16 protein-coding genes are annotated in these 23,739 nt (G+C 69.9%); 12 read left to right on the top strand and 4 right to left on the bottom strand.

Features of this window, described 5'->3' with window-relative positions:
• Positions 1 to 6 precede the first annotated feature (6 nt).
• Positions 7 to 2,235 carry an ATP-binding protein gene (locus BJ998_RS45450; protein WP_184870421.1) on the bottom strand — a complete coding sequence of 743 codons (2,229 nt, stop codon included), beginning with the start codon at positions 2,233 to 2,235 and terminating at the stop codon, positions 7 to 9.
• A 554-nt stretch (positions 2,236 to 2,789) separates the two neighbouring features.
• Here BJ998_RS45450 and xynA point away from each other — a divergent pair.
• From xynA to BJ998_RS45415, 8 genes are all read left to right on the top strand, one after another.
• On the top strand, positions 2,790 to 3,464 hold the full coding sequence (xynA, locus tag BJ998_RS45445) for an endo-1,4-beta-xylanase XynA (protein ID WP_184870420.1): 675 nt from the start codon (positions 2,790 to 2,792) through the stop codon (positions 3,462 to 3,464).
• 20 nt (positions 3,465 to 3,484) lie between these two features.
• Entirely contained in the window at positions 3,485 to 4,147 is a 663-nt protein-coding gene (locus tag BJ998_RS45440; RefSeq protein ID WP_184870419.1) for a polysaccharide deacetylase family protein, read from the top strand.
• A 33-nt stretch (positions 4,148 to 4,180) separates the two neighbouring features.
• Positions 4,181 to 5,611, top strand: coding sequence for an endo-1,4-beta-xylanase (locus tag BJ998_RS45435; RefSeq protein WP_184870418.1), 1,431 nt, complete (start codon positions 4,181 to 4,183; stop codon positions 5,609 to 5,611).
• Positions 5,612 to 6,064: 453 nt separating this feature from the next.
• Complete coding sequence (locus BJ998_RS45430; protein WP_184870417.1) at positions 6,065 to 7,861, top strand: glycoside hydrolase family 6 protein; 1,797 nt, start codon at positions 6,065 to 6,067, stop codon at positions 7,859 to 7,861.
• 76 nt (positions 7,862 to 7,937) lie between these two features.
• Entirely contained in the window at positions 7,938 to 10,835 is a 2,898-nt protein-coding gene (locus BJ998_RS45425) for a glycoside hydrolase family 48 protein (protein ID WP_184870416.1), read from the top strand.
• Between the two features lie 7 nt (positions 10,836 to 10,842).
• Positions 10,843 to 12,378 carry a cellulase family glycosylhydrolase gene (locus BJ998_RS45420; RefSeq protein WP_184870415.1) on the top strand — a complete coding sequence of 512 codons (1,536 nt, stop codon included), beginning with the start codon at positions 10,843 to 10,845 and terminating at the stop codon, positions 12,376 to 12,378.
• 1 nt (position 12,379) lies between these two features.
• Positions 12,380 to 12,514, top strand: coding sequence for a hypothetical protein (locus BJ998_RS48915; RefSeq protein ID WP_281393545.1), 135 nt, complete (start codon positions 12,380 to 12,382; stop codon positions 12,512 to 12,514).
• Positions 12,515 to 12,532: 18 nt separating this feature from the next.
• Positions 12,533 to 13,558: a lytic polysaccharide monooxygenase gene (locus BJ998_RS45415; RefSeq protein ID WP_312890700.1), complete on the top strand. Its 1,026-nt coding sequence runs from the start codon at positions 12,533 to 12,535 to the stop codon at positions 13,556 to 13,558.
• 44 nt (positions 13,559 to 13,602) lie between these two features.
• Here BJ998_RS45415 and BJ998_RS45410 read toward each other — a convergent pair whose 3' ends face one another.
• From BJ998_RS45410 to BJ998_RS45400, 3 genes are all read right to left on the bottom strand, one after another.
• Entirely contained in the window at positions 13,603 to 14,874 is a 1,272-nt protein-coding gene (locus tag BJ998_RS45410) for a cation:proton antiporter domain-containing protein (RefSeq protein WP_184870414.1), read from the bottom strand.
• Between the two features lie 198 nt (positions 14,875 to 15,072).
• A complete protein-coding gene (locus BJ998_RS45405; RefSeq protein ID WP_184870413.1) occupies positions 15,073 to 16,053 on the bottom strand; it encodes an acetylxylan esterase in 981 nt (326 codons plus the stop codon).
• Positions 16,054 to 16,061: 8 nt separating this feature from the next.
• Positions 16,062 to 18,884, bottom strand: coding sequence for a glycoside hydrolase family 3 protein (locus BJ998_RS45400; RefSeq protein ID WP_221339745.1), 2,823 nt, complete (start codon positions 18,882 to 18,884; stop codon positions 16,062 to 16,064).
• A gap of 204 nt (positions 18,885 to 19,088) precedes the next feature.
• Between BJ998_RS45400 and BJ998_RS45395 the strand changes: the two genes are divergently transcribed.
• Genes BJ998_RS45395 through BJ998_RS45380 form a run of 4 tightly spaced genes read left to right on the top strand, consistent with a single transcriptional unit; the run spans position 19,089 to position 23,719 of the window.
• Positions 19,089 to 20,756, top strand: coding sequence for an ABC transporter substrate-binding protein (locus tag BJ998_RS45395; RefSeq protein ID WP_184870411.1), 1,668 nt, complete (start codon positions 19,089 to 19,091; stop codon positions 20,754 to 20,756).
• Entirely contained in the window at positions 20,753 to 21,697 is a 945-nt protein-coding gene (locus BJ998_RS45390) for an ABC transporter permease (RefSeq protein WP_312890699.1), read from the top strand. Before BJ998_RS45395 ends, BJ998_RS45390 begins: the two co-directional genes overlap by 4 nt.
• Positions 21,694 to 22,668, top strand: coding sequence for a carbohydrate ABC transporter permease (locus BJ998_RS45385; protein ID WP_184870410.1), 975 nt, complete (start codon positions 21,694 to 21,696; stop codon positions 22,666 to 22,668). Before BJ998_RS45390 ends, BJ998_RS45385 begins: the two co-directional genes overlap by 4 nt.
• A gap of 28 nt (positions 22,669 to 22,696) precedes the next feature.
• Positions 22,697 to 23,719, top strand: a complete 1,023-nt coding sequence (locus BJ998_RS45380; RefSeq protein ID WP_184870409.1) for a LacI family DNA-binding transcriptional regulator — start codon at positions 22,697 to 22,699, stop codon at positions 23,717 to 23,719.
• The last annotated feature ends 20 nt before the right edge of the window (positions 23,720 to 23,739 follow it).

Below are 23,739 nucleotides of genomic sequence, written 5' to 3'. Positions count from 1 at the left end.
ACCGCCTCAGGCGGAGGCGTCGGACAGCACGGCGAGCGCCCGCAGCGCGGCGGCCTGATAGCTGTTGTCGCCCAGGTCGGCGAACGCGTCGACGGCGGTGGTGAGTTCGCGGGCGGCGTCCTCGCGCCGACCGGCGGCGGCGAACACCCGGCCGAGGCCGAGCCGTGTGTAGGCGACGCCCCAGTGGTCGTCGTGCGCACGGAACGACTCCATCGCGTCCCGGTACAGGCCGGCGGCCTCGTCAAGGGCGCCACGGTCGAGCATCACCTCGGCGTGCCCGCAGTACGTCATCGCCTGCGACCGGGTCGCGTCCAGTTCGGCGAACTCCCGGGCAGCCTGTTCGAACGCCGCCGCGGCCTGGTCGAGCCGGCCCAACGCGCGCAGTGCCTCGCCGAGGTGCCGCCGCGTGGTCGCCAGCGACCAGCGCTCGCCCGCCTGCTCGTTGAGCCGGATCGCGTCCGCGAACAGCGAGGCGGCGGTCTCGTGCTGGCCGACGTCGCCGAGCGCGCACCCCAGGCGATCGAGGGCCCCGGCTTCCTCGTCGGGACGCTCGATTCGGCGGGCCAGCCGGACCGCGGCCCGGCCGTGCTCGATGGCCGCCGTGACGTCGCCGACCGAACGCAACGCGATGCACAGTCCGTTCAGCGCGATGACCTGGTGCAGGCCGTCGCCGACGGTCTCCGCCAGCTCGAGCGCCGAGGTGTTCACGTCCCGCCATTCGTCCCAGTGGCAGCGCAGGTCCCAGTACCACGGCAGCGCCACCAGCAACGGGAACACCAGCTCGGTGAGTCCGAGCTCGCCGGCGCGCCGCATGCCGGCCGCGACACAGCGGTACTCGGCGTCCAGCCAGCGGACAGCCGCCTCCCGGTCGGCGAACCTGGATTCCGGCCGGGGCACGGCATATCCGGACGGGTCCAGCGTCGCGCCCGCGTCGAAGGCCGTGCCGAGCAGGTCGCCGAGCACGGCCCGTTCGACGGATTCCCGGTCGGCCGCCGCCTCCTCCAGATCGAGCCGCGTCTCGGCGAACAACCTGAGCAGGTCGTGCATCCGGTACCGGCGGGCGCGGTCGGACGCCTGCACCATGCCGCGCTGGGTCAGCTCCGCGAGGGCCGTGTCCGCGCCACCATCGGGGAACGCCGTGGCGGCGGTCCGCGCACCGAAGTCCGGACCTGGGAGCAACGGGGCCCGCCGGAACAGGGTTCGCGCCGGCTCGGACATCGCCTGATAGCTCAGCTCGAACACGGTGTTCACGGCGCGGTCGCCGACCCGCAGCCGGTCCAGGCGGGTCGCCCGGTCCGCCAGTTCGTCGGCCCAGTCCCGCAGCTGCCCGCGCGGCCAGGTGGCGATGCTGGCGGCCGCGAGTCGGGTGGCCAGGGGCAGGTGTCCGCAGTGGGCGACGATCTGCCGGCTCTCGTGCAGCTCGGCCGCCACTCGGTCCGCTCCGGCGACCCGCCGGAACAGCTCCAACGCGGCGTCCGGCGCGAACACGCCGAGCCGGACGTGCCGTGCGCCGTCCAGCGCGGCCAACGGGCCACGCGAGGTGATCAGGACCAGCGACTCGCCGTGTCCCGGCAGCGCCGGTCGCACCTGGGTCTCGTCGGCGGCGGCGTCCAGCACGATCAGCACCCGCCGGCTGGCCAGCACGGAGCGCAGCAGCGCCGCGCGGCCGTCCACGTCCGCGGGCAGCCGGTTGTCCGGAACGCCCAGCGGGACAAGGAGTTTCGCCAGCACCTGGGCCGGCGGCAGCGGTTGCCGCCCGGCGCCGTGCAGCGCCACGTAGAGCTGGCCGTCCGGGTAGTCGGCGCGGACGCGGTGCGCGACGTGCAACGCGAAGCTCGACTTGCCGACGCCCGGTTCGCCGGAGACGGTGACGACCGCCGTCGCCTGCCGAATCCACGTCAGCACCCGGGACAGTTCGGTGTCCCGGTCGACGAAGTCCACGAGGTCGGCCGGCAGCTGTGCGACCGTTCCGACCGGCGGCGGAACCTGCGCGCGGGCCGAGAGCACGGCGTCCCACAGTCGGCTCAGCTCCGCGGCGTCGTCCGGAAAGGCGTTGCGGTACAAGGCGAGCAGGTCGGCGGGAAGCAGCCGGCGTCCGTGCTCGAAGTCGACAAGGGCGCTGTGGCCGGTGGCGCCGAGCCGGCGGGCCATGCCACGCAGGGAGAGACCGCGCCGGAGCCGCAGCCTGCGCAGGTATGCGCCGAGAGCGCACAACGCGGCTTGATCCGCCGCCACACCGTCCTCCCCAGGTTCACCGACCGTAGTCGACGGTACCCAGCGACGCCGGGGTGTGCACTCCCCTCAGTGGCCGAGTCCCCGGACATCGGGCGCAGCGTCTTCGCCCTGTCGCAGCCCCGCGAAGGCGGCATTCGAGAAACTTTCACCACGAGACCTCCTGACGTCCGGCCGGCCGGCCGAGCGCGGTCTTCGCCGGCAACGGCCGCCATAACTGGTGGTCCGCGCAACAGGGCCGCACGACCCGGCGCTGATCTCAGGGCTGCGCCGGCTGAACACGGGCCGTTGACGCGTGCCGGTGCGCGCCGTACTTTGCGGCCGCACCGGGCGATGGACTTCGAAAGTTTCGAAGGGGACGTGCGTTCGCCGTTGCCCATGATCGCAGCCACGACGCCGGCAGTGCGCTGCGTCGCCGCGCGTCCTGGCCTCGTCGGCGTGGCCCCTGGAAGCGGCCGAATTTCCGAAACACGATCGAAAGTTGTTGCCACCCTGTGCGACCGGACTGACACTGTTCGACACCCAGACGGTTTCCTCGACGAGGAGGAACAACACAGATGGAGCACCTTCCCGACTTCACCATCAGCCGCCGAGGCATCCTCAGCGCCGGCGCCCTGCTGGCGGCCTCGGCGGTGGCGCTGCCGGCCACGGCGCACGCCGACACGACGATCACGACCAACCAGACCGGCACCAACAACGGGTACTACTACTCGTTCTGGACCGCCGGCGGCGGCTCGGTGGCGATGACGCTGTCGTCCGGCGGCAGCTACCGCACGCAGTGGACGAACTGCAACAACTTCGTCGCCGGCAAGGGGTGGAGCAACGGCGGGCGGCGCAGCGTCCACTACTCGGGCAGCTTCAACCCGTCCGGCAACGCCTACCTGTCGCTGTACGGCTGGACCTCCAACCCGCTGGTCGAGTACTACATCGTCGACAACTGGGGCAGCTACCGGCCGACCGGCACGTACAAGGGCACGGTCAGCAGCGACGGCGGCACGTACGACATCTACGAGACCACCCGCTACAACGCCCCGTCGGTGGAGGGAACCCGGACGTTCAACCAGTACTGGAGCGTCCGGCAGAGCAGGCGCACCGGCGGCACGATCACCACCGGCAACCACTTCGACGCGTGGGCCAGCCACGGCATGAACCTGGGCAGCTTCCGCTACTACATGATCCTCGCCACCGAGGGCTACCAGAGCAGCGGCAACTCGTCCATCACGGTCAGCTGAGCGGGAAGGGAGCACCGCAGATGCGCACGACCGCACGGCTGCTCGCGGCGGGACTGACCGCCGCCGCCATGATGGCGCCGGCCGCGGGCATCTCGCACGCCGCGACGTGCAACGGCTATGTCGGGCTCACCTTCGACGACGGCCCGTCCGCCGCCCATACGCCGGCCCTGCTCAATGCCTTGCGGCAGAACGGGTTACGGGCGACGATGTTCAACGAGGGGCAGTACGCCGCCGCCTATCCGGCGCAGGTCCGCGCCGAGGCCGCCGCCGGCATGTGGATCGGCAACCACAGCTACACCCACCCGCACCTGACCCAGGAGAGCCAGGCGCAGATCGACTCGGAGATTTCCCGTACGCAGCAAGCGATCGCCGCGGCCGGCGGCGGCACCCCGAACCTGTTCCGCCCGCCGTACGGCGAAACCAACGCGGCGGTGCGGACCGTCGAGGCCAAGTACGGGTTGACGCAGATCATCTGGGACGTCGACTCCCAGGACTGGAACGGCGCGAGCGTCGACGCGATCGTGCAGGCCAACGCCCGGCTGACCAACGGCCAGATCATCCTGATGCACGAGTGGCCGGCCAACACGCTCGCCGCGATTCCCCGTATCGCACAAGGGCTCGCCGCCCGCGGCCTGTGCACCGGCCGGATCTCGCCCCAGACCGGCCGCGCCGTCGCCCCGTAAGCACGTATTCCCGCCAGATGAGAAGGGACCACTGTGTCCGTTACCAGCACCGCCAGGGCCCGCGCCGCGCTGGCCGCCACCGCCGCGCTGGCCGTGGGTGGGCTGCTGCTCGCCTGCGTGTCCAGCCAGGCCGGCGCGGCCAGCACCGGGTTGAAGACCTTGGCCGAGGCCAAGGGCAAGTACATCGGTACCGAGTTGACCGGCAACATGGTCTACAACTCGACGGTCACGTCGTTGGCCGCGGGTCAGTTCGACATGGTGACTCCGGGCAACGAGATGAAGTGGGACACGACCGAGCCGTCCAACGGTAGTTACAACTTCGGTCCGGGTGACACGATCGTCTCCTTTGCGCAGTCGCACAACATGCGGGTGCGTGGGCACAATCTGGTGTGGCACAGTCAGTTGCCGGGGTGGGTCAACGGTGTGCCGCGTAACCAGGTGCAGGGCGTGATGGAGTCGCACATCACGGCCGAGGTGAGTCATTACAAGGGCAAGATCTATGCCTGGGATGTGATCAACGAGCCGTTCAACGAGGACGGCAGTTTGCGGCAGGACGCGTTCTACAACGCGATGGGCTCTGGTTATCTGGCTGACGCGATCCGCACGGCGCATGCTGCGGATCCGAGCGCGGTGTTGTACATCAATGATTACAACATCGAGGGTGAGAACGCGAAGAGCAACGCGTTGTACAGTCTGGCGCAGTCGATGCTGGCTCAGGGTGTTCCGTTGGGTGGTATCGGCCTGGAGGGGCATTTCATCGTCGGGCAGGTGCCGTCGTCGATGTTGGCCAACATGCAGCGGTTCGCGGCGTTGGGGCTGGACGTGGCGGTGACCGAGTTGGATGACCGTGTCCAGTTGCCGGCCAGCAGTGGCAGTCTGCAGCAGCAGGCCACCGACTACGCCACGGTGATCAATGACTGTTTGGCGGTGACGCGCTGCCCGGGGGTGTCGCAGTGGGGTGTCGGTGACGCGGACTCGTGGATTCCGGGCACGTTCCCGGGTCAGGGCGCGGCGACCATGTATGACAACAACTATCAGCCCAAGCCGGCTTACAACTCCACCGCCACGGCCCTCGGCGGATCAACCACGACGACCACGACGACAACAACAACGACAACGACGACCACGTCGTCTCCGCCACCGAACTCCACGTGCACGGTCACGGACAGCGTGAACGCGTGGAACACCGGCCTGACCGAGAACATCACGATCGTCAACACCGGCACCGGGCCGGTCAACGGCTGGTCGCTGGCGTTCACCCTGGCCGGCGGGCAGACGATCACCTCCGCGTGGAACGCCGCGATCTCGCCGGGCAGCGGCCAGGTGACGGCGAAGAACGTGAGCTACAACGGATCCGTGCCGCCCGGCGGCTCCGTGTCGTTCGGCTTCCAGGCCAACCACACCGGCGACACGTCGGCCCCGACCGCCTTCACCCTCAACGGAACCCGGTGCGCCACAGGCTGATCCGGTGACTCCCGTCCAGGCCCCGCCACTTCGGTGGCGGGGCCTGGACGTTCATCACCCGGCGGCGCCGGTGAAGCAGCGCGGACGCCGTCGGGGGAGGTGGTCAGCGCCGGCCCGGTGGCGTTCCACGACAGGGTGGCCATGGTGGCGGCAGGGGCGCGTCGGCGAGAGCGGTGGTGCCAGATCGCATTGTCGCTCCTCGAAGGCAGGGGATGTCGACTGGGAGCGCTTCCAGAGTGAGCCGATCGTAGCTTCGGTGGGAGTTGCTGTAAACAACACAGGGCTGTGCGGCCTAACGCCGTACGGGCAAATGGCGTCCACTTGGGGCATGTAAGGGGAATGTGAGCGTGTGACCTTCCCCTCCTGTTTCTCAATGGTTACAGTCGGGCACGACTGGAAGCGCTTCCAGAGCGATCGGTCAGCACTCCCTCAACGCCGCGAGGAGTACTCCGCATGCCTGCATCCGCATCTCCCGGCGCCGGCCGTACCCGCCTGATCAGCGGTCTGTCCGCGCTGGGCGCACTCTCGCTCACCGCCGGATTCCTGGTCGCCACCGGTACCAACGCCTCGGCCGCGCCGGCGTGCAAGGTCGACTACTCGGTCAACCAGTGGAGCACCGGCTTCACCGGCAACGTCACCGTCACCAACCTCGGCGACGCGATCGGCAACGGCTGGACCCTCGCCTGGGACTTCCCGGGCAACCAACAGGTGCAACAGGGCTGGAGCGCCACTGTCACCCAGTCCGGCCAGCACGTCACGGCCGCCAGCCCGGACTGGGCGAAGTCCCTGGCCAGCGGGGCGAGCGCGACCTTCGGGTTCAACGCCTCCTACTCGGGCACCAACGCCGTGCCGGCCTCGTTCACGCTCAACGGCACCGCCTGCACGGGGTCCGCGCCGCCCACCACGACAACGACCACCACGACGACCACAACCACGACCACGACGACCACCGGCAACCCGCCGCCGCCCGGCACGCACGTCGACAACCCCTACGCCGGCGCGAAGGGCTACGTGAATCCGGACTGGTCGGCCGAGGTCACCGCCGCGGCGGCGACCGCGGGCGGCACGCTCGGCAGCAAGATGTCGAAGGTGGCCAACACGTCCACCGCGGTGTGGCTGGACCGGATCGCTGCCATCGCCGGCACCGACACCCAGCGTGGCCTGCGGGCCCACCTGGACGCGGCCCTGAGCCAGGCCACCGGCGGCACGCCCGTCGTCGCCCAGTTCGTGATCTACGACCTGCCCGACCGCGACTGCGCCGCGCTGGCCTCCAACGGCGAGCTCCAGGTCAGCCAGAACGGCCTGGCCCGGTACAAGAGCGAGTACATCGACCCGATCGCGGCGATCATGGCCGACCCGAAGTACGCGAACCTGCGCATCGTGGCGATCATCGAGCCGGACTCGCTGCCCAACCTGGTCACCAACACCTCGATGGCCAAGTGCGCGGAGGCCCAGTCCAGCGGCGCCTACGTGCAGGGTGTGCAGTACGCGCTGAACAAGCTGCACGCGATCAGCAACGTCTACAACTACATCGACATCGCGCACTCGGCGTGGTTGGGCTGGGACAGCAACCTGCAGCCGGCGGTCAACCTGATCACGCAGACCATCAAGGGCACCACCGCCGGCGTGAACAGCGTGGACGGCTTCATCAGCGACACCGCGAACTACACGCCGGTGACCGAGCCGTACCTGCCCGACTCCGGCCTGAACGTCGGCGGCCAGCCGCTGCGCTCGGCGACGTTCTACCAGTGGAACCCGTACTTCGACGAGTCCCACTACGACAACACGATGTACAGCGCGTTCGTGGCGGCCGGCATGCCCAGCAGCATCGGCATGCTGATCGACACCTCGCGCAACGGCTGGGGCGGCTCGGCGCGGCCGACCGGCGCCAGCGGGTCCACCGTGGACTCCTACGTCGACTCGGGTCGGGTCGACCGCCGGCTGGCCCGGGGCAACTGGTGCAACCAGAGCGGCGCCGGCCTCGGCCAGCGGCCGACGGTCAGTCCCGCGCCGCACTTCGACGCGTACGTGTGGATCAAGCCGCCGGGCGAGTCGGACGGGGCCAGCGCGTCGATCCCGAACGACGAGGGCAAGGGCGCGGACCCGATGTGCGACCCGACCTTCCGGGGCAGCCAGCAGGCCAACGGCGGCAACCTGACCGGCGCGCTGCCGAACGCCCCGCTGTCCGGCCACTGGTTCCAGGACCAGTTCGCGCAGCTGGTGGCCAACGCCTATCCGCCGGTGCAGTAAACCTCTCTCGCCCCGGGCGGTGCCTGCTCTCACCCGCCCGGGGCGGGAGTCCCATCCCGGAAAGGAATCCCTGCGCATGCGTCGACGACTGCGGGTCGCCCTGGGCACCGCGGCGGCGCTGATCGCCGCCATGTTCACCCCGACAACACCCGCGAACGCGGCGGCCGTGGCCTGCACGGTCGTCTACACCACCAACGACTGGTCCAACGGCTTCACCGCCAACGTCTCCCTGACCAACAACGGCCCGGCGCTCACCAGCTGGTCACTGGGCTGGACCTTCCTCGACGGCCAGCAGGTGCAGCAGGGCTGGAACGCCACCGTCACCCAGTCCGGCTCGAAGGTCACCGCGAACAGCCTGAGCTACAACGGGAACCTGCCCACCGGGGCGTCCACGTCCTTCGGTTTCAACGCCAGCAAGGGCTCGGCCAACCGGCCGCCGACCGACTTCGCGGTGAACGGCACCGCGTGCACCGGGCCGAACCAGGCGCCGACGGTGTCGCTGACCTCGCCCAAGTCCACCGACTCCTACAACGCGCCGGCGACGATTCCGCTGGCGGCCACGGCGTCGGACAGCGACGGCACGATCAGCAAGGTCGAGTTCTACGCCGGTGACACGCTGCTGGCCACCGACACCACCGCGCCGTACGCCGGCAGCTGGACGAACGTGCCCGCCGGCACGTACTCCGTGACCGCCAAGGCCTACGACGACAAGGGCGCGTCGACGTCCACGGCCCCGGTGTCGGTGAAGGTGTTGTCCGGCCCGACGATCGTGGCCTCGCCGGCGACGATCAACGTCAAGCAGGGCTCCACCGCGACCTTCGGCGTGAGCCTGGCCAGCGCCCCGACCGGGAACGTCAGCGTCGCCGTGTCCCGGACGTCGGGCAGCGCCGACCTGACCGCGTCGCCGACGAGCCTGACGTTCACGCCGTCGAACTGGCAGACGGCGCAGAACGTCACCGTCACCTCCGCGGACAACGGGGGCGACCTGGGCTCCGCGGTGTTCACCGCCGCGGCCACCGGCTATGCGTCCGGCACGGTCACCGCGACCGAGGTTTCGAAGTCCACTTCGGACTACCAGGTGGAGTTCCTCAAGCAGTACAGCAAGATCAAGGATCCGAACAGCGGCTACTTCCGCAAGTTCGGCAACCTGCTGGTGCCCTACCACTCGGTGGAGACACTGATCGTGGAGGCCCCGGACCAAGGGCACGAGACGACGTCGGAGGCGTACAGCTACTACCTGTGGCTGGAGGCCGCCTACGGCCGGATCACCCAGGACTGGGCCCCCTTCAACGCGGCGTGGACCTCGCTGGAGACCTTCGCCATCCCGTCGGCCGCCGACCAGCCGTCCAACTCCGGCTACAACGCCAGCAAGCCGGCGACCTACGCGGCGGAGTACCCGAGCCCGTCGCAGTACCCGGCGCAGCTGCAGTCCGGCGTCCCGGTCGGCAGCGACCCGATCGCCGGTGAGCTGAAGTCCGCCTACGGCACGAGCAACGTCTACGGCATGCACTGGCTGCTGGACGTGGACAACATCTACGGCTTCGGGCACTGCGAGGACGGCACGAACACCGCGCCGGCGTTCATCAACACCTTCCAGCGCGGCTCCCAGGAGTCGGTCTGGGAGACGGTCACGCAGCCGTCCTGCGACCAGATGAAGTTCGGTGGCAAGAACGGCTACCTGGACCTGTTCACCGGGGATTCCAGCTACGCCAAGCAGTGGAAGTACACCGACGCGCCGGACGCCGACGCCCGCGCGGTGCAGGTGGCGTTCCAGGCCGAGCAGTGGGCCAAGGCGCAGGGCAAGTCCTCGGCCGTCGCCGACGTCGTGAAGAAGGCGTCCAAGATGGGCGACTACCTGCGGTACTCGCTGTTCGACAAGTACTTCAAGAAGATCGGCAACTGCGTCGGGGCCAGCACGTGTCCCGCCGGCAGCGGCAAGGACAGCGAGCACTACCTGATCTCCTGGTACTACGCGTGGGGTGGCTCGCTCGACCCGTCCAACGCGTGGGCGTGGCGGATCGGCGACGGCGCCGCGCACCAGGGCTACCAGAACCCCCTCGCCGCGTATGCGCTGTCGACGGACCCGGGGCTGAAGCCGACGTCCGCGACCGGATCGAGCGACTGGGCGACCAGCCTCGGCCGGCAGTTGGAGTTCCTGCAGTGGCTGCAGTCCAGCGAGGGCGGCATCGCCGGTGGCGCCACCAACAGCTGGGACGGCCAGTACGGCACGCCGCCCGCGGGTGACCCGACCTTCTACGGCATGTACTACGACTGGCAGCCGGTGTGGCACGACCCGCCGAGCAACCAGTGGTTCGGCTTCCAGACGTGGGGCATGGAGCGGGTCGCCGAGTACTACCAGGCGACCAAGGACGCCCGCGCCAAGAAGATCCTGGACAAGTGGGTGCCGTGGGCGATCGCCAACACCACCGTCGGGGCGAACGGGTCGTTCCAGATCCCGTCCGACCTGACCTGGACCGGCGCCCCGGACACGTGGAACGCCACCAACCCGGGCGGCAACTCGGGCCTGCACGTGGCCGTGAAGAACTACAGCCAGGACGTCGGTGTCGCCGCCTCGCTGGCCAAGACGCTGATGTACTACTCGGCCGGCTCCGGTGACACGGCGTCGAAGACCCTGGCCGAGGGGCTGCTGACCGCGTTGACCGGGCACGAGGACGCCAAGGGCATCGCCATTCCGGAGACGCGGACGGACTACAGCCGGTTCGACGACACCTACAACGGCGACCAGGGCCTGTACGTGCCGCCGGGCTGGACCGGGACGATGCCGAACGGCGACCCGATCAACTCCAACTCCACGTTCCTGTCGATCCGGTCCTTCTACAAGAACGACCCGGACTGGTCGAAGGTCCAGTCCTACCTGAACGGTGGGCCGGCGCCCACGTTCACCTACCACCGGTTCTGGTCGCAGTCGGAGATCGCCACCGCGTTCGCCGTCCACGTCGACCTGTTCGGATGAGGTGCACATGAAGCGTTGGCGCTCCCTCGGAGTCGCCCTCGCCGCAGTGGTCGGGCTCGCCGTCGTCACGGTGAGCCCGACCCACGCGGCTGGGACGAGCACGTCGGCGGGGACCGGAACCGGCTACTACCATGCGGTCGGGTCGCAGCTCGTCGACTCGACCGGCTCGCCGGTGCGGATGACCGGCCTCAACTGGTTCGGCCCGGAAACGGCCAACTACACCTTCCACGGCCTGTGGTCCCGCAACTACCGGGACATGATCGACCAGATGGCGTCGCTGGGCTACAACACGGTCCGCGTGCCGTACTCCAACCAGCTGTTCGACCCCGGCTCCACGCCGAACAGCATCGACGCCGCGTCCAATCCCGATCTGGTCGGCCTGTCCGGCATCCAGATCCTGGACAAGGTGATCGGCTACATCGGCAGCAAGGGCATGCGGGTGGTGCTGGACCAGCACCGGCCGGACAGCGGCGCGCAGTCGCCGCTGTGGTACACCGCCCAGTACCCGGAGAGCCGCTGGATCTCCGACTGGACGATGCTGGCCCAGCGGTACAAGGGAAATCCGACCGTGGTCGGCATGGACCTGCACAACGAGCCGCACGCGGTGCAGGGTGGTGGCGGCGCCTGCTGGGGGTGCGGCGACACCGCCCACGACTGGCGGCTCGCCGCGGAACGGGCCGGCAACGCCATCCTCGCGGTCAACCCGGACGTGCTGATCATCGTGGAGGGCATCGACTGCGTGTCCGGCACCGGTGATCCGGAGTGCGGCTGGTGGGGCGGCAACCTGTCCGGGGCCGCGCAGTACCCGGTTCGACTGTCCAAACCGGACAAGCTCGTGTACTCCGCGCACGAGTACGCCATCTCCGTGTTCCACCAGACCTGGTTCGACGACCCGACCTTCCCGGCCAACATGCCCGCGCTGTGGGACCACTTCTTCGGCTACCTGGTCAAGCAGCACATCGCGCCGGTGCTGGTCGGCGAGTTCGGCAGCACGCTGGCCGACCCGCGGGACAAGGTGTGGCTGCAGAACCTGATGGCTTACATGGGAACCGGGCCGACCGGGATGAGCTTCACCTACTGGTCGTGGAACCCGAACTCCGGCGACACCGGCGGCATCCTGAAGGACGACTGGAAGACCGTCGACCAGAACAAGCAGTCGATACTCCAGCCGTACCTCATCCCGCCGGTCGGCGGCGGGGACGGCGGCGGCACCACCCCGCCGCCGGTCTCCTGCACGGTCGGCTATCACGTCGACAACAGCTGGAACGGCGGCTTCACCGCCACGGTGACGCTGAAGGACACCGGCAGTGCGCCGTTGGCGAACTGGACGCTGACCTGGACCGTGCCGAGCGGCACGCAGCTGGTCAGCGGCTGGAACGCGACGGTGAGCCAGAGCGGCACGACCGTCACCGCCAAGGCTCCGGCGTGGGCGCCGACCATCGGCGCCGGCGCCAGCACGTCGATCGGCATCCAGGCCAACGGTTCCTCGACCGCGACGCCGACCGGGTACGCCGTCAACGGCACGAGCTGTGGGATGAGCTGACATGCGGATGTTGTTGGCGGCAGCGCCGGTCACGGCGCTGCCGCCACACCGGATCGGCTGGGAGAGCTACGCCGGCGGCGACGACACGGTCTCGTTCGACGACATCGCGGTGGCCACCGCGCGTGTCGGCTGTTGACCCTGGGAGGAGTTCGATGTGAAGACATGGAAGGCGCTCACCGTGCTGGCGGCGAGCGTGGCCCTCGTACTGCTCGAGGCGATCCCCGCCTCGGCTCACGGCGCGATGATGAAACCGGGCAGCCGCACCTTCCTGTGCTGGGAGGACGGCCTGACCTCGACCGGTCAGATCGTGCCGCAGAACCCGGCCTGCTCGGCGGCCGTGAACGTCAGCGGCGCGAACTCGCTGTACAACTGGTTCGCCGTGCTGCGCTCCGACGGGGCCGGCCGCACCCGCGGCTTCATCCCGGACGGCAAACTGTGCAGCGGCGGCAATCCCAACTACGCCGGCTTCGACCAGCCCGGCAACTGGCCGATCACGCACCTGACCGCCGGCGCGACGTTCGACTTCGCCTACAACGCGTGGGCCGCGCATCCCGGCTGGTTCTACACCTATGTGACCAAGGACGGCTGGGATCCGAGCAAGCCGCTGACCTGGGACGAGCTGGAGGACCAGCCGTTCCTGACCGTCGACCACCCGCCGGTGACCGGGCAGGTCGGCACGGTGAACGGCCAGTACGACTGGTCCGGGGCGCTGCCGGCGAACAAGACCGGGCGGCACATCATCTACTCGGTGTGGAAGCGGTCGGACAGCGCCGAGACCTTCTACGGCTGCTCGGACGTGACGTTCGACGGCGGCCACGGCGAGGTCACCGGGATCAAGGACGCACCCCCGCCACCGCCGCCGGGCAGCGGTGACAACGGCTGCATGGCCGAGTTCGACGTCACGGGCTCCTGGAACGGCGGCTACCAGGCGACCGTGAAGGTGATGAACCACGGCACCACGCCGATCAACGGCTGGACCGTCAGCTGGACCCAGCCGGCGGGTCAGACCGTGGGCAGCCTGTGGAACGGCACCATGACGCAGGACGGGTCGCTCACGGTGGTGCGCAACGCCGACTGGAACCGGACCGTGCCGGCCGACGGCTCGACCACGTTCGGGCTCACCATGAACGTGACCGGATCCAATCCGGCCCAGCCCACGATGAACTGCTCGTCGCCGTGACGAGGCCGACGCCCCCGGCCGCGGTCGGGGGCGTCGACGCCGGGTCAGGCCGGCTGCTCGGAGGCGGCCTTCGGGGTGGCCGTCAGCAGGCGGGTCACCGGCCGGGCGCCGATCCCGTGCACCAGCACGCTGCCGAGCACACAGGTCACGGTGATCACGAGGATGGTGTCGGCGGTCGATCCCTCCGGCAGCCGGTTGAAGGCCAGCAGCCCGAACACGATCGACGTCGTGCCCCGTGGCCCCAGCGCGCCGACGAGCAGTCGCTCACGGGCGGAGAACCTCGAACCGATCAGTGACAGGAGCACCGGCCCGACCCGGACCACGGTGAGGGCCGCCGCGCAGAACAGCACCACCTGCCAGGGGACTCCGATGAGGACCGTGAGCACGGCCGCAATCCCGACCATGAACCACATGGTCATCGTCAGCACCGTGGTGATGTCCTCCAGCAGGTGGAAGTCCGCGCTCAGGGCCGGGGTGCGGCTCACGCCGCCGGACACGGTCCGCAGCCGGTGCGCCTTGGCCAGCCGGTGCACGTACCGGAAGGCGATGCCGCAGACGAACGAGGCGACGAACCCGTTGCCGTCGATGGCGACGGTCACGGTGTAGGTCAGCAGCGGGGCCAGCAGAACGGTGACGCGTCCGGACTGCTCGGTCATCCAGCCGGCGCGGGCGGCCAGGTTCATCAGCAGCGCCAGGGCGGTTCCGACCACGACACCGACGAGGACGGCCTTGAGCGCGAAGGGCACCGCGGTGCCCAGGGCGTCGAGCGGCGTGCGCTGCTGGTCGTGGTCTCCCGCGAGGATCAGCGCGAAGAGGAAGAGCGGGGAGACGATGCCGTCGTTGTAGCCGCTCTCCACGTTGAGCACGCTGCGCACGTGCGTGGGCAGCCCGCGATCGCGGACGAGGCGTTCGGCCGGGGCGAAGTCGGTCGGCACCACGACCCCGGCGACCAGCAGCAGCACCGGCCAGGGCAGGCCGGGGAACAGCAGCCAGCCGAACGCCATGGCCAGCGCGAGGCTCAGCGGCAGCGCCAGCAGCAGCACCCTGGCGACCAGTCCGGGCGAGCCGCCCCACAGCCGGCCACCGCGGACCTCGGTGGCGTCGGTGAACAGCAGCACGGCGAGGATGATCTCGGCGGCCTGCTGCACCGCCTGGGTGTTCAGCAGGGCCGAGATGGAGTCCTCGTTGACCAGACCGACGACGACGCCCGCCAGCACCATGACCACCGGCGCGCCGAGGTTCCACCGGTCCAGGCGGGCGGCGGCCAGCGATCGAACCATGAGGGCGACGGCGATCGCGAGAAACAGGGAGTTCATTCGACCCGTGCTCGTTTTCGTGGTTGGGCGGGCTGATCGGCAGGGATCATAAACGAAGCCGTGCCCACCAGGCACGATGTCCACATCGGACGCTGTGAGTATTGTCTCGCCCTTCGCCCGTCGGTTCGACGAATTCGACGCGCGCGGAGTGATGGGCCGCCCGCTGGCGCGGCGGGCGGCCCATCCGATGTGACCCGGCTAGCGCGGGGCCAGGCCGCGATCCCGTAGCCAGGCCAGTTGCACGGCCGGGTTGGAGCCGTAGCCGCCGCCGTGGTCGGCGAAGGGCCAGACGGTCATGGTGCGGTCCTCGCCCGCGTAGTTGTTGAAGGCGGCGTAGACGGTGGAGGGCGGGCAGATCGGGTCCATCAGGCCGACGCTGAACAGCGCCGGCGCCACCGCCCGCCGCGCGAACTGGACACCGTCGAAATAGGACAGTGTGGCGAAGGCCGGCTCCACGTTGTGGCGACTGTGCCAGCGCAGGTACTTCGCGAGTTCCACGTACGGCCCTTCGCCGGCGATCTCCGCCGCGCGGCGGAAGTGGCACAGGAACGGCACGTCCGGCATGACCGCCGCCACGCGGTCCGGCACCAGGCCCGCGACGGCGAGGGCGAGACCGCCGCCCTGGCTGCCGCCCGTGACGATCACCCGTTCCGGGTCCAGGCCTGCGAGCTCGGCGACCGCGTCGACCGCACGGGCGCAGTCGGTCATCAGGCGTCGGTAGTAGTAGTGGTCGGGGGAGTCGATGCCGCGGGTCATGAACCCCTCGGCCCACTGCGTGCCGTCGCCCTGGCTGCGGTCCGGGGTGTCGTGGCCCTGCCCGCGGCTGTCGACGACGAGTTGGGCGTACCCGGCGGCGGACCAGAGCAGGTGGTCGGTGGGCAGTCCGCGGCCGCCGCTGTAGCCGATGCACGTCACGACGACGGGCAGCGGGCCGTCGGCGTCGTGTGGGCGTAGCAGCCAGGCCGCCACCGGCTCGCCGTTCCAGCCCGGGAAGCGCACGTCGTCCACCTCGACGGTGCGCAGCAGATGGTGGTCGGTGACTCGGTCGGCTTTCACGGCCGCGCCGTGGCCACGTGCTTCGGCGAGGGTGCGGTCCCAGAAGGCGTCGAAATCCTGCGGCGTCGGGATCTCGGGGCGGTAGTTCGTGAGTTCGTCGAGGGAAGCGTCCGTCAGGGGCATTGAGGTCCTCAGCTGGCCGTGGTGAACCGGAAGGCGGCGAGCCGGAAGTCGCCGCGCAGAGTCAGTCGGAGGTCGTGCACGCCGGCCAGCGGCGCGGGGAGCTCGGCGGCCACGGTCGTCCACGCGTAGCGGCCGCCGGTGACCGGCACCGTGATCTCCGCCAGGAGCTGGTCGCCGGCCCGGAACTCCAGGCAGGTCGGGCCCAGGTCGTCGCTCTCGCGGCTGACCTCGGCCTCGATCCGGACCGCGCCGGACACGTCGGCGGTGCGGAACCACAGCGTCCCGGGCCGCGCCGGGGCGGTCGGGGTGACCGCGTCGCCGGCGGTTCGGCTGGCGTCGACGATGGTGACGTCCTCGTAGTCGTCGAAGTCGACGCTCGCCGTGGGCCGGTCCACGACGTCCCGGGGTGCGGGAACCGGCCCGGTCACCGTGAGAGGTGTGGTGAGCACGGCGTTGTCGGCGGAGCGGGCGACGATCACCTCGTAGGCGCCGGGATCGACGGTGAAGGCGCCGGTGGCGACGTCCCAGTGGGCCAGTCGTTCGGCGGGCAGCCGGAAGGTCAGTTCCTCGCTCTGCCCCGGGTCGAGCCGGACCTTGCGGAAGTCGGCGAGCCGCAGCCGGGGCGCGTGGTAGCGGGCGTCCCGCGCACGGACGTAGAGCTGGACCACCTCGCTCCCGGTCCGCGCGCCGGTGTTGGCCAGCGTCACCGAGACGTCGACGGAACCGTCCTGAGCCACGACGTCGCCGGACAGCCGCAGGTCGCGGTAGGCGAAGTCGGTGTAGGACTGGCCGTGGCCGAACGGGTAGAGCGGCCTCGCCCGGTGGTACTGGTAGGTCCAGCCCGCCTTGACGATGTCGTAGTCGAGCGGGTGCGGCAGCTCGTCGTCGCCGCGGTACCAGGTCTGCGGCAGCCGACCGGCGGGGTCGGCTTCGCCCAGCAGGACGGCGGCCAGCGCGCGGCCTGATTCCTGCCCGCCGTGGGACATCCACACCACGGCGGGCAGGTGCTTGTCGGCCCAGTCGAGGGCGAAGGGATAGCTGCTCATCGCGACCAGCGCCGTCTCCGGACGGACCTCGGCGACCGTGCGGAGCAACGCTTCCTGGCCGTCCGGCAGCGCGATGCCGGACCGGTCCTCGGTCTCCCGGCCGTTGATGAGCGGGTGGTTGCCGAGCACGACCACCGCGACGTCGGCCGCCTCCGCCGCGGCCCGCGCCTCGGCGGCGCCGTCGCGAAGCAGTTCGCGTTGCCACCGCTCGGCGTCCTCGGGCGTCTCGGCGGTGACGGTGACCCGACCGTCGGCGGGGTCGACGGCGGCGTAGCGTCCGGTGAGGACACTGCGCAGGAGCACGGCGTCGCCGTCGGCCTCAAGGCGGAAGGTTTCCCGCACCTCCCAGCTCTTGAGCAGTTCGACGTCCGCGACGAGCGTGTCGTCGGCCTTGAGGCTGAGGTAGCGGCCGGTGTCGGCGTCGCGCAGGGTCAGTGCCGCGGCGCCCCAGTCGACGACGTCGAACGCGGACGAGCCCAGCAGTTCGCCACTGGTGCGGGAACGCAACGCGATGCGGTCGGCGCCCTCGACGTGGACCACGTCGCCGAGCGCCGCGCGGAGGCCGGCCGCAACGGTGACCTGGTACGGCAGGGTGCCGCTGTACCAGTCCTCGCACAGCATGTCCGCGAGCGGGCCGACGACCGCGACCCGCGGCGCGCGGCTGGCGTTGAGGGGCAGCATGCCGTCGTTGCGCAGCAGCACAACGGATTCGGTCGCGGCGCGAAGCGCGAGATCGCGGTGCTCGGCGCAGTCGATCACCTCGGGACCGATGCCCGCGTACGGGTCGAGATCCGGGTCGAACTCGCCGAGCCGGAAGCGGACCAGCAGCTGCCGCCGCACCGCCCTGTCCACATCGGACTCGTCGATCAGTCCACGGGTCAACGCCTCGCGCAGCCGGCCGATCGGGACGTCGCTGTCCTGGCCGTGGTCGGTGAAACTGTCGATGCCGGCCTTGAGCGCCGCGGCGTGGGACTCCGCGTGGTCGTCGAAGTAGTGCTCCGGATCGACCAGGTTGGACGGCGCCTCGGCGTCGCTGACCACGAACAGCTCGTCGTCGGTCCAGCGGCGCAGTTCGCTCTCGATGAGCGGGCTGACGTGGCACGGCCGGCCGTTGACCAGGTTGTAGGCGGCCATGGCGCCGGTGGCCGCGCCGGACTCGACGACCGGCCTGAACGCGGCGAGGTCGTACTCCTGCAACACCCGGGGACGCAGCCCGGAGGAGGTGGTGCAGCGGTCGTCCTCGTTGTTGTAGGCGAGAAAGTGCTTGAGCACCGGCGCCGTCCGCAGGAACGACGGGTCGTCCCCGGCCAGTCCGCGGCAGTAGGCCGTCGCCAGACGCGCGGTGTGCACCGGGTCCTCGGAGTAGCCCTCCTCGTTGCGCCCCCACCGCGGGTCGCGCAGCAGGTTCACCACGGGCGCCCAGGCCTGCAGGCTGTTGGCGCCGGTGCCGACGGTGGGCGGGCGGTGGTAGTGGAAGGCGCGCTGCTCGACCGAGGTGGCCTCGGCGACGGCCCGCACCAGCTCCTCGTCCCAGGTCGCGCCCAGGCCCACCGCCTGCGGGAAGACCGTCGCCGGGCCGAGCCAGGCGACGCCGTGCAGGGCCTCGGTCCCGGTGCGGAACGCACCCAGACCCAGGCGGGGCACCGCCGGCGCGTACTGGTGCAGCATCGCGAGCCGTTCGTCGAGCGTGAGCCGTTGGACGAGATCATCGATGCGCTTGTCGAGCGGTAGCGCGGGGTCGCGGTACGGCAGCCGCTCGGTGGCGGACACGGACGGGGAACTCACGTGGCAAACCCCTCGGTGAAGTCCGGAATTCAAGCGGTTCGAACCGTCGCATGCGGCCCCTGGCCTGTCAATGGCCCAGTTCAGTGCGGATTCTGGACTCATCGAAACGCTTGTCGAACGTGGAAACGTGTCGCTAGTCTCACCGCCAGTTCAAGCGCTTCGACACTTCAACGGGGAAGGGCCGCCGCCACCATGGGCATCGAGTTGAATCGCAGACATTTCCTGAGCGCTGCCGTCTCGGTCGCGGGTCTCGCCGCGGCGGCGCCCCTGCTGTCCGCGTGCGGCGGCAGCGGCAGCCAGAGCAGCACCGTGAACACCGAGTCGGGTCTCAAGGCGGTGCTGCCCGCCTACGTGCCGAGCACGGCCCTCAAGCCGGACTTCCCGTCCATCGCCGGCGGCGCCGACGTGATGACCGACCCCGGCTTTCTCACGTACCCGGCCAACCCGGTCGCCACGGTCTCCGGCGTGCCGGGCAAGGGCGGCAGCTACACGGCGGTCACGCCGCTGTGGGGGACCGTGCCGACCGCCGGAAACTCCTTCTACCAGGCCATGAGCAAGGCCCTCGGCGTCAACCTCACGATGAAGCCGGCCGACGGCAACAACTACAACACGATCGTGCCGACCATGACGGCGTCCAAGCATCTGCCGGACTGGATCAACCTGCCGAGCTGGTGGAACTCCAACTTCAACGTCGGCGAGCTGGCCGGCACCCAGCTGGCCGACCTGACGCCGTACCTGGCCGGGGACAAGATCAAGAAGTACCCCAACCTCGCGGCCGTCCCCAGCGCCGCCTGGCGGGTCGGGGCCTGGGGCGACAAGCTCTACGGCATTCCCTGCTTCTCCACCGGCTTTGCCATCGCCGGCGGCACGTTCTACCGGCGCGACATCCTGGAGTCCAGGGGCATCACCGGCGACCAGGTGAAGTCCGCGGACGACCTGATGAGCCTGGGCAAGGAGCTGACCGACGCCAAGCGCGGCGTGTGGGCGTTCGGCGACATCTGGACGTACATGTTCTCGGCCTGGAACGTGCCGCTCAAGTGGTCGGTCGACAACGGCAAGCTGGTGCACAAGTACGAGATGCCGGCCTTCCTGGACGCACTGGACTGGCACTACCGCCTGGCCACCTCGGGCTACATGCACCCGGACACGCTCGCCGGCGACAACGCCAACGCCACCACCCGTTTCTACGCCGGCAAGGAGCTGATCCAGGGGGGCGGCATGGGCGCGTGGGTTCTGGCCGACTACCAGTCCGGCGTCGCGGCGAACCCGAACTACCGGCGCGGCGCGTTCAACGCCATCACCGCCGACGGCAAGGGCACGCCCCGGACGTTCATGGGCGCCTCCAGCTCCATGATCAGCTACCTCAACGCCAACCTGAAGCCCGAGCAGATCGAGGAGCTGCTGGCGGTGGCCAACTACCTGGCCGCACCCTACGGCACGGCCGAGTACACGATGGTCAACTTCGGCGTCGAGGGCGTGCACCACACCCGGCAGAACGGGGTGCCGACCTTCACCGACGAGGGCAAGAAGGACGTCCAGGCGCAGACCTACCCGTTCCTGGCCGCCCCGCAGTCGGTGATCAGCAGTCCCGGCGCGGACGTCGTCACCAAGGACTACGCCGCCTGGCAGGCCGCCAACGTCAAGGCGCTGACCAAGCCGGTGTTCTGGAACATGAACATCAGCATGCCGCAGTGGGCGGCCACCGCCGACGCCGCGCAGGCCGTCGAGGACACGATCAAGGACTGCTACCACGGCAAGAAGAAGGTCGCCGACGTCAAGGCCGCGATCGCCAGCTGGAAGTCCAGCGGTGGCGACCGGCTCAAGCAGTGGATGACCGACAACGTCCTCAACAAGTACGGTACCGGCCAGTGAGCACCGCGGACCTGCGCACCGGCCGGCCGCCGCGGCTGAGCTGGCTGGTCAGGCTGCGGCGGGACCGCTCGCTGCTGCTGATGACCGTGCCGGCGGTCGCGCTGCTGGTGGTGTTCAACTACGTGCCCCTGTTCGGGTTGCTCACCGCGTTCCAGGAGTACGACCCGCTGGTCGGCGTGTGGCACAGCGACTGGGTCGGCCTCGACCAGTTCCGCCAGCTGCTCGGCGACCGGCTGTTCTGGGAGTCGATGGTCAACACGCTCTACCTGAGCTTCGTCCAGCTGGTGCTGTTCTTCCCCGTCCCGATCGCGCTGGCGCTGCTGCTCAACTCGGTGCTGTCCGAGCGGCTGCGCAACTTCATCCAGTCCGTGGTCTACCTGCCGCACTTCTTCTCGTGGGTGCTGGCCATCACCGTCTTCCAGCAGATGCTCGGCGGCGCCGGCGTGCTCAACCAGTTCCTGCGCGCGCACGACATCGGCACCTGGGACATCATGACCAACCCGCACACCTTCGCGCTGCTGGTCACGTCCCAGGCGATCTGGAAGGAGGCCGGCTGGAGCATCATCGTGTTCCTGGCCGCGCTGGCCGCCATCAACACCGACCTGTACGAGGCGGCCGCGGCGGACGGAGCCGGGCGCTGGCGACGGTTGTGGCACATCACGCTGCCGGGCCTGCGCGGCGTGATCGTGCTGATGCTGGTGCTGCGGCTGGGCAACGCGCTGTCGGTCGGCTTCGAGCAGTTCCTGGTCCAGCGGGACGCGGTCGGCCACGACGCCGCGGACGTGCTCGACACGTTCTCCTTCTACTACGGCATCGCCACCGGCAACTACAGCTACGGTGCGGCGGCGGGCCTGTTCAAGAGCATCATCTCGCTACTGTTGATCTGGGGCGCGAACAAGCTGGCACACGCCTTCGGCGAGGACGGGTTGTACCGACGATGACGAACGCACTCACGATCGAACGCGCCGCCACGGCCACCGCCGAACCGGACGCCGCCGCGCGCCGCCGCAGGCGGACGGCCCGTCCGCCCTGGGAGGAGCCGCCGACGCCGGTCGGCCAGGCGGCCAAGGGGCTGACGCTGACCGGCATGCTGGCGGTCATCCTGGTGCCACTGTGGATCATCGTGGTGACCAGCCTGTCCAGCCCCGGCGCGGTCAACCGCGCCGGCGGGCTGGTGATCTGGCCGGACGGGGTGACCATCGAGGCCTACCGCGAGATGCTGACCGACTCGACGGTGCGCACCGCGCTGCTGGTCAGCCTCGGCATCACGCTGGTCGGCACGGCCGTGTCCATGGTGGTGTCGGTGCTGTGCGCCTACGGCCTGTCCCGGTCCCGGTCGTTCGGCCACCGGTTCGTGCTGGTGCTGCTGATCGTCACCATGTTCGTCAACGGCGGCCTGATCCCCACCTTCCTGGTGGTCACCGGCCTCGGCGGCTACGACCAGTGGTGGGCGCTGATCCTGCCCGGCTCGGTCTCGGTGTTCAACATCCTGGTGCTGCGCTCGTTCTACTCGAGCACGTCGGCCGACCTGATCGACGCGGCCCGGATCGACGGCGCGGGGGAGTGGCGGACGCTGTGGTCGATCGTGCTGCCCACCTCGCGGGCGGTGACCGCGGTGATCGCGCTGTTCTACGCCGTCGGCTACTGGAACTCGTTCTTCAACGTCATGCTGTACATGCCGACCGACAGCGAGAAGTGGCCGCTGCAGTACGTGCTGTACATGTACGTCAACCGCGGCAACGGGATGCCGGGCTCGGTCAACTCCGGTTTCGGCTCCACCCACGCCCAGACCGCGCCGCTGTCGCTGCAGATGGCGGTGGTGGTGCTGACGCTGGTGCCGCTGCTGATCGTGTATCCGTTCGTGCAGAAGCACTTCCGCACCGGTGTGCTCACCGGCGCGATCAAGGGCTGAGGCGAGAGAGAAAACAGGAGTACCGCCGATGGTGACACTCGCCGACGTGGCCAGGCACGCGGGCGTCTCGGCCAGCACGGTCAGCTACGTGCTCAGCGGCAAGCGCTCGATCTCACAGGAGACGCGTCGCCGGGTCGAGCAGTCGGTCGTCGAGTTGGGCTACCACCCCAACGCCGGCGCCCGGGCGCTGGCCGCCCGGCGCTCGCACATCGTCGCCCTGGTGGTGCCGCTGCGCTCCGACGTGTACGTGCCGATCATGATGGAGATCGCCATCTCGGTCACCATGGCGGCCCGCCAGCACGGCTACGACGTCCTGCTGATCACCAACGACGAGGGCGTTGACGGCGTGCGCCGGGTCGCGGCCAGCGGGCTGGCCGACGGCGTGATCCTGATGGACGTCGAGCTGGACGACGAGCGCATCCCCGCGCTGCGCGCGCAGGGCACTCAGGCCTCGCTCATCGGCCTGCCCGACAATCCCGAGGGGCTGTCGTGCGTCGACCACGACTTCGCCGCGGCGGGGGCGCTCTGCGCGGACCACCTGGCCGACCTCGGTCACCGCGAGATCGCGTTCATCGGCTACGGGGCCGGTGTCTACCGGCGGCACGCCGGGTACGCCGAGCGCACGCTGACGGGCTTCCGCGACCGGGCCGAGCAGCGCGGTCTGCGGTTCCTGCACCGGTCCTGCGAGGGCACCTTCGAGAGCACGGCCGGGACACTCGCCCGCATCCTGGCCGACCGGCCCGACACCACCGGCTTCGTGGTGCAGAACGAGGGGGCGATCGGCCCGCTGCTCAACCTGCTGCGCAGCAGCGGGCGCACGGTTCCGGAGGACGCCTCCGTGGTCGCACTGTGCCCGGAACAGCTGGCGGAGCAGTACTCGCCCCGGCTCACCGCGGTGACCGGCCCGACCAAGCAACTGGGTCGCGTCGCCGTCGAGCAGGTGATGGGCCGGATCACCGCGGCCGGCCGCGGCGAGCGGCCGAACGACGGCCTGGTCCTGCTCACCCCCGTCCTGACCGTCCGCGAGAGCACCGGTCCCGCCCCGCACTGACGACGGCCCGAACCGACACG

It is taken from the genome of Kutzneria kofuensis (genome assembly GCF_014203355.1).
Lineage (GTDB): Bacteria > Actinomycetota > Actinomycetes > Mycobacteriales > Pseudonocardiaceae > Kutzneria > Kutzneria kofuensis.
Note: the sequence above shows the minus strand (reverse complement) of the source record. Positions and strands in the feature narration are given on the sequence as shown.